This is a genomic window from Actinomyces oris (assembly GCF_001937445.1).
Classification (GTDB): domain Bacteria; phylum Actinomycetota; class Actinomycetes; order Actinomycetales; family Actinomycetaceae; genus Actinomyces; species Actinomyces acetigenes.
The window spans coordinates 169,009-181,200 of record NZ_MSKS01000001.1; the positions used below are offsets into that span (position 1 = coordinate 169,009).

General features: G+C 66.0%; 8 protein-coding genes and 1 CRISPR repeat array. Of the genes, 7 read left to right on the forward strand and 1 reads right to left on the reverse strand.

The window, feature by feature from the left end; all coding sequences use genetic code 11:
* Positions 1–108 precede the first annotated feature (108 nt).
* From cas7g to BKH20_RS00620, 5 genes are all read left to right on the forward strand, one after another.
* Entirely contained in the window at positions 109–1,302 is a 1,194-nt protein-coding gene (cas7g, locus tag BKH20_RS00600; protein ID WP_075389506.1) for a type I-G CRISPR-associated RAMP protein Csb1/Cas7g, read from the forward strand.
* Positions 1,302–2,867 (forward strand): type I-G CRISPR-associated protein Csb2, encoded by a 1,566-nt coding sequence (gene csb2 / locus BKH20_RS00605; protein WP_075389507.1) that lies wholly within the window; start codon positions 1,302–1,304, stop codon positions 2,865–2,867. The genes cas7g and csb2 overlap by 1 nt, the downstream gene beginning before the upstream one ends.
* The gene (gene cas3g / locus BKH20_RS00610) at positions 2,864–5,551 is read left to right on the forward strand and encodes a type I-G CRISPR-associated helicase/endonuclease Cas3g (RefSeq protein ID WP_075389508.1); all 2,688 of its coding nucleotides are present in this window, start codon (positions 2,864–2,866) and stop codon (positions 5,549–5,551) included. Before csb2 ends, cas3g begins: the two co-directional genes overlap by 4 nt.
* Positions 5,551–6,579: a hypothetical protein gene (locus BKH20_RS00615; RefSeq protein WP_143224912.1), complete on the forward strand. Its 1,029-nt coding sequence runs from the start codon at positions 5,551–5,553 to the stop codon at positions 6,577–6,579. The genes cas3g and BKH20_RS00615 overlap by 1 nt, the downstream gene beginning before the upstream one ends.
* A 153-nt stretch (positions 6,580–6,732) precedes the next feature.
* Positions 6,733–7,641, forward strand: a complete 909-nt coding sequence (locus tag BKH20_RS00620) for a CRISPR-associated endonuclease Cas1 (RefSeq protein WP_256692946.1) — start codon at positions 6,733–6,735, stop codon at positions 7,639–7,641.
* Positions 7,642–7,873: 232 nt separating this feature from the next.
* Positions 7,874–9,053: direct repeats of the CRISPR family, unit length 36 nt; unit sequence GTTGCAGTTCCTTCGGGAACTGCACTTCATTGAGGC.
* Positions 9,054–9,094: 41 nt separating this feature from the next.
* On the opposite strand, the gene BKH20_RS00625 is transcribed toward BKH20_RS00620, so the two are convergent.
* The gene (locus BKH20_RS00625; RefSeq protein WP_075389510.1) at positions 9,095–10,315 is read right to left on the reverse strand and encodes a cysteine desulfurase family protein; all 1,221 of its coding nucleotides are present in this window, start codon (positions 10,313–10,315) and stop codon (positions 9,095–9,097) included.
* Between the two features lie 311 nt (positions 10,316–10,626).
* On the opposite strand from BKH20_RS00625, the gene nudC reads away from it, so the two are divergent.
* Positions 10,627–11,742, forward strand: a complete 1,116-nt coding sequence (nudC, locus tag BKH20_RS00630) for an NAD(+) diphosphatase (protein ID WP_075389511.1) — start codon at positions 10,627–10,629, stop codon at positions 11,740–11,742.
* A 63-nt stretch (positions 11,743–11,805) separates the two neighbouring features.
* Positions 11,806–12,192: UvrD-helicase domain-containing protein (locus BKH20_RS00635; protein WP_178388527.1), on the forward strand; the 387-nt coding region annotated here is incomplete at its 3' end.

Consider the following 12,192-nt stretch of genomic DNA (forward strand, 5'->3'; position numbering starts at 1 on the left):
TTTGCCGCCGGAGTCAACCCGCAATATCGTCGCGTCATATGTGTCGTAGGTCAGGTGTAGAGATGTAGGTGTAGGTCAGACGGACCTACCTCAACGAGGAGACCCTACATGTCAACGATCACCCTTCAGCACCTGCTTGACGCCTGCAGCCCGGGCGGAGCCAGCGTCCTGACCTCGGTCACCCCTTTGGAGCCTGCGGCCGGTCCTCATGCCTCGGTCGCTCCGGCCAAGTTCGTCTCCGGCAGCAAGTCCGTGTTCGCCTATGAGCGGCGCTTCTGGAACGGAGAACCCGTCACCGCCGTCCTCATCGACTCCAAGCAGTCCCAGAACAACAGGTTAGAGGCAGCCGTGTCAGCGGCCATCGCGGATGAGGACCCCGTACTGGCCCGCACTCCACGCATTGAGCTGAGATTCGAGGACGGCCAGGTCTACAGCGATCTCGACCTGCCGCACCGGGCCTTCGACGGGCAGATCCGGGCCGGCACCATCAACGGAGAACCGGTGACCTCGGTTGAGGAGTATCGAAAGCTCCGTGATGCCACGGTGAACCATGCGCGCCCGTTGCTGGAGCGCAGCCCCATGACGCTCCTGCTCGGAGGCTGGGACGCCAGCCGCAAGAGCCATCAGGGACGCTACCGCAGCATCCTCGTTGGCGAGATCATCGGCATCCTCGCGGACCAGGACGGGGGAGCGGAGGCCAACCAGTCCAAGCGCGGAGGCGCCCGGATCGATCCCCTGGGCGCAAGAATCCAGCTGGACCGGGCGGGCCGTAAAGCAATCGCAGATGCGCAGAAGGAAGAATTGTCCAAAAAGACGTATGACAATTCCATTGGTAAGAATGAAAAGGAAGGGTTAGCTCGACTTGGCATTGGGGCTATCCCGCCGTCGCTGGAGCAGCTCGGTGGTGTCACCTGCCAGGAGATCATCCGTTCCCATGTGCTCAGCTTCGCTGCGCTTCGTGCCCTGCGCTTCGACTCTCCAACGCCGGAAGGCGACGTCGCCTGTCGAGCGCTGCTGGCCGCACTCGCTCTCAACGGCCTGGCACGTTCCGATGCCGAGCTCCTCCTACGGGCAAACTGCGACCTGGTGGAGACCGGCCCCGCCGTCGTCACTCTGGACAAGCGATACGGGCAGAAGGAGAACTTTGAGCCACTGAGCATCGACCAGGCCCAGGACCTGCTGAGCGCCGCCATCGACCATGCGACTCAAACGGCGAACCTGACCTGGGATGGTTCGGTCCTCGTCGTTGAGGGCAACCCGGCGATTCTTGCTGCTGCGGCTGACGATGCGCAGGACGACTGATGGCTCCCGTCAGCATTACCGCGCGCTTTCCCCTCGGCGTCTACCACGGGCATGCAGTAGACGGCAGCCCCGAACCGATCCCCTCTCCTGCTCGGTTGTTCTCCGCCTTCGTGAGTGCCTCCCATACTGGGGCCGCTGCGGCCGCTGACGGCCAGGTGAACCCTGGTATCGATGAGGCGTTGACCTGGTTGGAGAACCATTCTCCTCACGGTCTGCATATCCCGAGCACGGCTCCAGTTCAGACAGGCACGAGAGTCGCCTACCGGAAGACGGGCACGATCGAGAAGAATCAGCCTAAGACCGCGGCCAAAGCCATCTCCGACGGCTACGCGATCAATGGTGAGATCGGCTGGATCTGGGATGACATGCCAGACGGTGTTCGTGACGTGCTCTCTCGGTTGTGCGAGGACGTTCCGTGCCTGGGGGAGATGGACAGCCCCGTGGTCTTGAGCATCAAGACCGTGGAGGCGAACTGGCGACTCGACCCTGCCGCAACCGCTTTCACACCGGGAGGTCTGCGCGTGCAGGTCCCCGCACCGGGGCGAACCCGCGTGCTCCGCGAGCTGTATTCCCAGTCCCGGCCTCTCAAACCTCCGAGTGCATCCGCAGACGCGTTCCACCCCACGGGAGATTCCATCAGAACATTCCCGACCTCCGAGGAGTGCCTGCGGACCGCCAGGTATGCGGCTGTGGGGCCGTTGAGACGTCCCGATGGCGATCATTCTCCCTGGCGTGATGTCCTGATCTTCTTGGCCGACGACGGTACCGGGCGGGAAATCACCCCGGAACGCCGGGTGAGCTGGTGCGTCGCCTTCCACCGGGCGCTTGTGGCCCGTATCGGTGATGGGGCACCTGCGCTCGTCACCGGGCGATACCACGAAGGGCTGACAAGGCCAGCCAATCGTCTGGCTATCCAGTACGTTCCCGCGTCTGTGCTCGCTCAGTCAGTGGTTGAGACGGATCTCGACGTTCCAGGTGCCTTCCTCATCATGCTGCCCTCCGACGTCAGCGACGACGATGAGGGAGTCGTCCTCAGAGCCCTGGCGGGGATGACTCAGCTGAACCACCGCAGAGATGAGGCGCCGGCGAGATTGCGTCCGGTAGGGGAGGTCTTCGACGCACAGTGCTTTTGGCGCCCACCTGCTCAGGGAACGCAGCGTCTGTGGTCCCCGACGCCAGTGGCCGTGCCGGAGGTGGCCCGTCAGCGAGGGGACTGGACCTTTGAGGACGCGATCCTCCTGTCCCTGGGATTCGTCTGGCGCGATCGCTTCGCTGCCGTGCCCAAAGGCACCAAGGGCTACCGCTCACTGGTGGCTCAGGTACGGAAACGTGGGGCTGGAGTGATGTGGTACCACCGTGTCACGAGGAACCCGAGCTTCTACGCCCACAAGATGCAGCGCGGCATGACCGCCCAGCCCTACACGGCGCTTGTCAGCGCCGGGGACCTCCTGGCGGACACTGAACTGGCCGCCGTAGGGCAGAGCCGGCACCTGGGCGGGGGCCTGCTGGTACCGGCTGATCTTCCCATCGAACTGGCGCAGAACGTGTTGGGGAGGCGGCCGTGATCACCCTCGAGGACTTCGGAGACTTCTTCGAGGCGGTCCACGGAGCCGGGAAGCGACCGTTCACATGGCAGGAGGATCTGCTGAGGCACCTGGTGAATACTGGGACTTGGCCGGAGCAGATCGTTGCGCCGACAGGTGCCGGTAAGTCATCAGTCGTGGAGATACACGTCTTCGCTGTGGCTCTGTTCTCGGTTGGCGCCGCGAAGCGTGTCCCCAGAAGGCTGGCCGTGGTGGTCAATCGCAGGGCACTGACCGACTCTCACGCCGCGCGCGCGGCAAGGATACGGTGCCTCCTGGAGGAGGCGCCCGCGGATGACTCGATCCTCAGACGTGTCCGTGACGCTCTGGTGGGGCTGCGTGTGTGTGAGGCCGAGGACCGCGCACCGCTGGTCACCGCCACGATGCGTGGCGCGGCGGCCACGGATCGAGCCTGGCTCAATGCCCCGGAGGCGTGCGCCGTGCTGTGCATGACGCCGGCGATGTGGGCGTCGAGCCTGCTGTTCCGCTCCTACGGAGCATCCCGGCTGGCGCGCCCCCGGCTGGCGGGGATGCTGGCCCTCGACGCTGCTGTGGTGGTTGATGAGGCCCACCTGAGCCGCCAGATCCTCGTGACTGCCCGGAGGGTGGGGCAGCTGTGCGCCCGGAGCGCGCAGCAGCTGGGAGTCACGGCGCTCCAGACTGTGGAGATGACGGCCACGCCCTCAGGCGATGCGACGGACATCGTCGGCGTCACTTCGGAGTCGCTGGCTCAGGACGTCCGGTTGGCCGCTCGAGTACGGGCACCCAAGTCGGCTCAGTATGTGGAGACGACTACGTGGCCTACCAATGGGAAGATGACGAAGGCTTATCGCGATGAGCTTGTCTCGCAGGTGCTCGCCGCTGTTGAGGATGCGCGCGAGCTCCTCCCCGAGGGCCCTCGGACGGTGGGGTGTGTCCTCAACCGCGTGGACAGTGCGGTTCAGGTGACGAAGGCCCTTAGCGAGGAGGGGCTGAACTGCCAGCTGTGGGTGGGGCGCATGCGCCCCTGGGACCTGGAACGCATGAGGCAAGACGAGCCTGGACTCTTCGACGTCTCAGGACAACCGGGCATCGACGTTCTCGTGGCGACTCAGACCATCGAGGTCGGAGTCGACCTGGACCTGGTCCATATGGTGACCGAGCTCGCCCCCGCAAGTGCCCTGGCTCAGCGCGCCGGCCGGGTCAACCGGCTGGGGCGGCGTGACCGCGCGTGGTTCACCGTCGTCGGCCCTCCGAGGGAAGCACCGTTGAGCAAAGACGTACTACCGTACTGCAAGGAAGACCTGCTCGCTGCTCGCACATGGATTCTGGACCGTATCGATGACGGCGACCTGTCTCCTTTGACGGTCAGCGAGAAGCCGAAAGCACCGCCTGCGGAGTCTCCGCGCCGCCTGCTGTACCAGAGGCCTGAGCCCTGGGATGCGGCCCTGTGGTCGAAGACGTCGATGAGGCTCGTCGTCGAACCGGAGCTCGACCTGTGGATCCGTGATGACCTCGCCCCCGAGACCGGAACAGTGGGTCTTGTCCTGAGGGACCTGAAGGATCTGCCGGATGCGACGGCGTGCGAGACTCTGCTGACTGAGGTTCCTCCGCAGGATCGTGAGGTCTACCCCATGACCATCGCCACCGCGCGGAAGGTGGTGCAGCGGCTGAGAGAGGACACGAACCATCCTTTGGGCCGGTCGGTGTTGTGGCGAGACGGGGCGGTCCTGCCCCAGTGGCAGGCGATGGTCCTCGAGGACGAGGGAGGAGACAAGATCGCGTCTCGTGCGCTTCGCCCCGGCGACCTCCTCATTCTGGATGCCTCGATACCGCTTCTGACCTCCGGAGTTGTCACAGACGCTGGCGAGGAACGGGGCGAGCCGGTTCCCCACGGGGAACTCGACGGTGTTGTCGATGTCGTGACCGATTCCGATGAGCTGCGCCGACTGGCGGATCTGGAACCGGATGAGCTGAGTGACATGTTTCCGGGGGAGACAGTGGTGTGGTCTCCAGGTCGGGATGAGGGCGACGTACCGGCATGGATGGTGAGGCGCAGCAGCGTGACACCGGACGATGATTCCGACGACCGTTCCACCTGGTCCGTGAGCCACCGGGTGCTCCTTGCGGACCACAACGCGGCGGTCGCCGCCCGCGCGGGGACACTGGCCGACGGCATCGGTATTGAGCCGATGCCTGCGACGGCCCTGAGAGAGGCCGGTTCCTGGCATGACCTCGGAAAGAAGGATGTCCGTTTTCAGCGGCTTCTGTGGCGGGGCGATCCCGATGGCAGGGAGGCGCTTGCCAAGAGCGGGGGCCGCAGTACATCACTGGCGGCCGTGCGATGCGCATGGGCCGATGCCGGGCTCCCTGCGGGATGGCGCCATGAGTTGGCCTCCGCAGCCGCCTACTGGGAGCAGACTGAGCCCGGCGGCGTCGAGCGGGAGCTCCGGGATCTGGTCACGAGGCTGATTGGTACCAGTCATGGTCGTGGCAGGCCCCTGTTCGACCACGACCCGGCCACTGCGGGCCCAGACCATGCAGATGCCTTGGAGGAGCTAGTGGGTGAAGGTGAATGGGAGTCATTGATCGCCCGCACCGATAGGCAGTGGGGTCATTGGGGGACCGCCTACCTCGAGGCACTGCTGCGCGCCGCTGACTGCACGATCTCCATGGAAGGGAAGTGATGGGGATGATTCTTGGCGGAGAGATCACCAGCGCGTTGACAACCTTCGCGGGGCTCGGGCTGACGCTCATCCTGGAAGGTGACGGAGCCGAGCGCGTCCGGCTCGGCTGGACCGAGGCCGCCGAGCCCCGGATGGTTGTCACCGCGGACGGCTACGACGACGAGGCCATCGCGGCTGCTGTTCATGAGCACGCCACGGCGTCTGTGGTTCCAGAAAGCTGGGTGCAAGCTGACTTAGAAAGCGAACCGTGGGTCGACAAGAAAGGCAGATGGGTGGCTGCTGTAATGAGTCCTCGGATTTCCAGGCCTGATCAAGGAAAAGAATGTAAATGGGGGTATCTTCAAGGGTGTCGGCATTCTGTTATTGATCGATGCTGGGAAGATGGTTCTAAGTGGGGTGATCTGGAACTAATGGGTGGGCTTGGTGAGCCGTCCTACTGGTGGAGTAAGGGTGATGGTGGAGCCAGCAGGTGGGAAATGAAAACTCGACAGAATTATCAGAACTTTGTCCATGACAGGCTGCGAGGTTTGGCTGAGATCGTCGCGGATCGGAATGTTAGGGCCATTGTCTCTGGACTTATCGGTCAGACCGTGACGGATGAGGCTTACAAAGGGAAGCGCTCGGACGAGTCCAGGACGGCCACTGGACTGACTTCGCCCCGGTTTACCGACAGCGCGCTCGCCTGGTGTGCCCTGTGGGGGCTCTCGTCGTTCCCTGTCATCCACCGGCTCACGGGAGCTTCCGTCACTGCCGGGGCGGAGCCGATTGGTGAGTTCGTCCCGACTCAGCTGGTGCTTCCGGTCCTTGTTGGGCCCCATACACTGGATAGGTGGCGGGCAGTGGTGGTCTCAGAACAGGTCATTCAGGCTGCGACGAGCACGGAATCGGCTGCTGCAGCGAGATCGGCATGCGCGTGGCTTGTAGCGCACGGTGTCCGAGCGATCCTGACGTTCCACGTCAACGTCAGTGACAACGACAAAGCCCCGGAGCGTTCGCTGGGTGTGGGGAGGCTGGAGGTGCTGAGCTGAACAAGGAACCGGCCGTCCTTGAGTCGGAGCGCCAGGGCGGCTGGCAGTCATACATGGTGGGCGCCAGCACGGTTGCCTGTGTGGGCGCCCACCAATGGGTGAGTTCTTTGCTGTCCCGACCTATGTCCTGAAGGTTCCTCAGGATGCGCCCAGGTGGTGGGGCTGACATATCGCCACCGTTTTATCTGTCAAAGGAGACAGATCATCGAGGGCACAGATGATGGCCCGCTGACCGTCGTGGAGTACAAGGCCACCCCTGTGCGGCGGCGTCCCGAGGTCACTTATGCCAACCGGCTCCAGCTTGCGCTTCAGACCATGTGTCTCAAGGAGATGGGACGAGAGGTTCGGTGTACGGAGGTTTACTTCACCGGACACCGCCGGCGAGTCGAGGTCGACCTGACCGGTGCCGACTTCACCCGGGCAGAGGAAGCGGTCGCACGTACGCGCCGTCTGATTGGGGCGTCCCAGGCGCCTGAGCCGCCTGACGATGACAGTCGCTGCCAGTGGTGCTCTCACGTTTCGGTGTGCCTGTCTTCTGAGCATCGGTATGAGAACGCCCGGCGGCGGGTTGTCGCCTCCGCACCCGACGCCCAGATCCTCCACGCGGCCACCGCTGGTTCGCGGGTGTCCCTCAGTAGCGGGCGAGTCGAGGCCACCAAAGCCGGAGAGCGCCTTCTCAGCGTGCCGATTGAACGGGTGCTCGGTCTAGTGGTCCATGGGAACGTCGATGTCTCCTCGGCTCTGCTGCGTGAACTGTGCTGGCGCGACCGGTGCGTGGTGTGGTGCTCATGGTCCGGCCGAGTGATCGGCTGGTCTCAGGGCGCAGACTCTCCTAATGGGCTCCAGCGGGTGCGCCAGCATGTTGCCAGCGCCGAGGGGAGGCAGGACATCGCCCAGCAGATGGTCTCGGCGAAGATCGCGAACCAGGCCACGCTATTGCGACGTAACGGTGAGGCCGCTGATACCGTGGAGCGGATGCGTCGCCTGCAACGTGACGCCGTCTTGGCGCAGTCGCTGGCGGACCTGCTCGGAGTGGAAGGTGAAGCTGCTGGGCTATACTGAGCGGGCCGTCGCAGTTCCTTCGGGAGCTGCACTTCATTGAGGCTGGTAGCGCGTGAGCCAGGTGAGGGCGAGGGCCCCGACCTGTCGCAGTTCTTTCGGGAACTGCACTTCGTTGAGGTCGAGCGGGCCTGGACGCCGTCGGCAAAGGCGCCACCCGTCGCAGTTCCTTTGGGGTTGCACTTCATTGAGGCACGTGGAACGGCCACCCCGGATCATCCGAGGTCTTGAGCATGTTGCAGTTCCTTCGGGAACTGCACTTCATTGAGGCGGCGGCAAGATCGCGCGCCCCACCGCTGTCCAGGTGTCGCAGATCCTGCGGGAACTGCACTTCATTGAGGCTGGAACACCCGCCATGTGGCAGGGCCAGCGATCCCGTTGCAGTTCCTTCGGGAACTGCACTTCATTGAGGCCTCACCACTGGAACGCCATCGCTACTGATGCTGAGTTGCAGTTCCTTCGGGAACTGCACTTCATTGAGGCACGACACCGGACTGCCCTGGCTGCCAGATGACGAAGCGTTGCAGTTCCTTCGGGAACTGCACTTCATTGAGGCCGGCAGGAGTCCGACCAGCTGGAGAACACCCAGAGGGGTTGCAGTTCCTTCGGGAACTGCACTTCATTGAGGCTCCAGGATCCAGTGCACGCCCTCACCCATGTTGCGGTTGCAGTTCCTTCGGGAACTGCACTTCATTGAGGCAACCTGGACACGGTCATCGAGGACAAGGTCCTCAAGTTGCAGTTCCTTCGGGAACTGCACTTCATTGAGGCGTGGTCCACAACGTTCCGACGCTCAACCGGCCGACCCGTTGCAGTTCCTTCGGGAACTGCACTTCATTGAGGCCCGTCGTCAACCATCCAGTACGAGACGGACCAGGGTTGCAGTTTCTTCGGGAACTGCACTTCATTGAAGCCCAGCATGGATGTCACTGAGATGAGCAATCTTGACCAGTTGCAGTTTCTTCGGGAACTGCACTTCATTGAGGCATGCTACTCTGACCAGGAACCTGCTTATGACTCCGAGTTGCAGTTCCTTCGGGAACTGCACTTCATTGAGGCGTCGGCGACCCGTAGACCGCCATTTCTCGTACCCCCGTTGCAGTTCCTTCGGGAACTGCACTTCATTGAGGCTGAGCTTGGGCTAGTCCGTGACCGATCGTCGCCTGTTGCAGTTTCTTCGGGAGCTGCACTTCATTGAGGCAAGTCCTCGATCAGGGCAGCCAGGAACGGCGCCGCCTCGCAGTTCCTTCGGGAACTGCACTTCATTGAGGCACCTGCACCACGCCATCGGGATGGAGAACCAGCCGTTGCAGTTCCTTCGGGGACTGCACTTCATTGAGGCATGGGCTGGTCGCATACACCCCGGTCTCCCAGGCCGGGTCGCAGTTCCTTCGAGAATTGCACTTCAATGAGGTGGGTGGGGATTGATGCACTTACTGTGGTCGTCAATCCCCGCCTACTGTTCTTTGTGCGTCACCTTCCAGGCTCGCCTGGCCCCCTCCAGGGCGGCGGGCAGGACGGCGAGCAGGCGCTCGACATCGTCGGAGCCCGTCTCCCGACCCAGGGAGCAGCGCAGCGTAGAGCGGGCCGGCCCCTCCTGAAAGCCCATCGCCAGGAGCACGTGACTGGGTTGGGTGACCCCGGCATGGCAGGCCGACCCCGCCGACGCATCAACCCCCGCCAGGTCCAGGGCCATGAGCAGTGCCTCGACGTCGGCCTCCTCGAACCACAGGTGCACCGTGGAGGCCACATGATCGACACCCTCCGGCAACGTGGCGTGAACACCCGGAAGTGCCCCAGCGCCCTCCAGAATCCGATGCCGCAGCGTCGCCAGCCGGGCCTCCTGCTCCTCCCGCTCGCCGACCGCCAGCTCCACCGCCAGGGCCAGCGCCCGGGCCGCCACCACGTCCTGCGTGCCCGACCGGATCCCCCGCTCCTGACGGCCCCCACCCGTGGCCGGCGTCAACGCCAGGTCGCGGCGAACCACCAGGGCCCCCACCCCCACCGGCGCCCCCAGCTTGTGGCCGCTCAGACTCATCGCATCCAGGCCCCAGCCATGGAAGTACACCGGAACCTTCCCCAGCGCCGCAACCACGTCGGAGTGGACGGGCACGTACCCAGTCTCGCCGGGGCGCCCGCTGCCGCTGGCCTCGCGCACGCGCCCCACCAGCGCCGCCATGTCCTGAACCACGCCGGTCTCATTGTTCGCCGTCATCACCGACACCAGGGACGCGGGGGAGTGGCCGGTACTGCCCGCCGGCACCAGCGCCCGATCCACCGAGTCGAGCTCGACCCGCCCCGCGTCGTCAACCTCCAGCAGGCTCAGCCCCGCCCCCAGCTGGTCCACAGCGGTGCGCGCCGAGTCCAGAACCGCCGGGTGCTCAATCGGAGAGACCACCAGCCGCCCGCCCGGCACCGCTCGCGCCCGCCCCGAGACCACCAGGGCATCGGCCTCTGTGCCACCGGAAGTCAGCAGCACCTCATGCGCATCCACCCCCAGAGCACTCGCCAGGCGAGCACGCGCCTGCGCCAGCAGCGCCCCCACCCGCCGGCCCGCGGTGTGCTGCGCACTCGGATTCGCCCAGCCGCCGAGCCCACTGGCCAGGTCCTCGGCGATCTGCTGAGCGACCTCGGGACGGACCGGGGCCGAGGCGGCGTGATCGAGGTAGGTGCGCACGCCCCCAGCCTAGACGGCGGCTCAGAGGAGCCAGACTTTGTCCATATGGGACGGTTTTGAAGCCGCTTTTCGCATGCGGAGCCGACCCGTAACGCTCTGACCTGTACAGATGCTCATGACGCTCGACCGACTCGTCGCTAAAGCCGTCCCATATGGACACATTCCCGCCGGTCCCGCCTCGCACCCGCGCGCGTTCGGGCACAGGATGCGTCGTTGACGTCGCCGAGAAAGCTCCCAAGTCCCATACTCACCTCCTATCGGTATGGGCGCGCCCATGTGCGCCTCGAAGCAGGGGATGGGAGAGTGATCCCATGCGCACCGACCAGCTCGCCCTGTCCCGCTCCGCCACCGACCGCGACGCCGAGCGACGCAGCGAGCCCGGGCTGCTGGAGAGCCTCGCCGCCGACCCCGAGACCCGCGTGCTGCTGGTCGACGCCCGCGGCCGCGTCGCCCTGACCGGCCCCGCCATCCACCCCGACCTGCCCGACGACGGCCTCACCCCGCCCAGCCTCATCGGCAGTCCCGGCGCCACCGCCTGGGAAGGCCCCGGCACCCGCAGCGGCTGGGCCCTACCCGACCTGCGCGTCGGCTACCTCGGAGCCTCCGCCCCCACCTGCTGCCCCGACCTGACCGTCCTCTACATGGGTCGCGAGCTCGCCGATGACGCAGCCCCCACCGGCCCCGCCTGGATCGCTGTCGTCGTGCCCCAGGCCCTCGAGGTCCCCGATGCCCCCGAGCCGCCCGCTACCGGCTCCGACGCCGAGGGCACAGCCGTCGACCACCCCGACCTGCGCCGCCTGCTGGAGCGCTACCCGCTCTCCGCCCTGCGAGCCATGGGCGCCCAGATGACGGCCCGCGACGCAGGCCTGGCCACCACGGCCACCGCACTGGCCGCCTGGCACGCCCGCTCCGCCTACTGCCCGGGCTGCGGCGGACGCACCGCGATCATCGAGGCCGGCTGGGCCCGCCGCTGCTCCGACTGCGCCACCGTCCACTTCCCGCGCACCGACCCGGCCGTCATCATGACGGTCACCGACACCTCCGACCGCCTTCTCCTCGTGCGCGGCGCCACCTGGGCCCCCCGGCGCTACTCGGTCGTGGCCGGCTTCGTCGAGGTCGGCGAGTCCGTTGAGGCGGCCGTGGCCCGGGAGGTGTGGGAGGAGACCGGGCTGCGCGTGGCCGACGTGGAGTACGTCGCCTCCCAGCCCTGGCCCTTCCCACGCTCCCTCATGCTCGGCTGCCGCGCCCGCCTGGCCCCCGGCGAGGACCGGCCCCGCCCCGACGGCCAGGAGGTCGTCGAGGCCCGCCTCGTCTCCCGCGACGAGCTCACCGCGGCCGCCGACGACGGCAGCATCCTCCTGCCCGGCCCCACCTCCATCGCCCGACTCCTCATCGAGGACTGGTACGGCGGCCCCATCGTCAGCTGACGCCACCCGGCGCGGGCCAAGGGCCGTCGATTCCTGTCGGCCCCGCGTGGCAGGCTGGTACCGATGAGCCCGACCACCCACCACCCCGCCCCGACCGGCACCCCCACCTCCGGTCCCGGCCGTCGCAGCGCCCCACTGGACGCCACCGCCCTCCTGGAGGCCCTCGACCCCGACCAGCGCGAGGTCGCCGAGCACCTCGAAGGCCCCCTGTGCGTCCTGGCCGGCGCCGGAACCGGCAAGACCCGGGCCATCACCTACCGCATCGCCCACGGCGTGGCCACCGGCGCCTACCAGGTCACCCAGGTCCTGGCCGTCACCTTCACCGCCCGCGCCGCCGGCGAGATGCGCTCGCGTCTGGCCGACCTCGGCGTCCCCGGCGTCCAGGCCCGCACCTTCCACGCCGCCGCCCTGCGCCAGCTCACCTACTTCTGGCCCACCGCCATCGGCGGG

What these genes read in the sequence shown, in the direction of transcription:
- cas7g (WP_075389506.1), top strand. Translation starts at nt 109, where the DNA reads ATGTCAACGATCACCCTTCAGCACCTGCTTGACGCCTGCAGCCCGGGC.
- csb2 (WP_075389507.1), top strand. Translation starts at nt 1,302, where the DNA reads ATGGCTCCCGTCAGCATTACCGCGCGCTTTCCCCTCGGCGTCTACCAC.
- BKH20_RS00615 (WP_143224912.1), top strand. Translation starts at nt 5,551, where the DNA reads ATGGGGATGATTCTTGGCGGAGAGATCACCAGCGCGTTGACAACCTTC.
- nudC (WP_075389511.1), top strand. Translation starts at nt 10,627, where the DNA reads ATGCGCACCGACCAGCTCGCCCTGTCCCGCTCCGCCACCGACCGCGAC.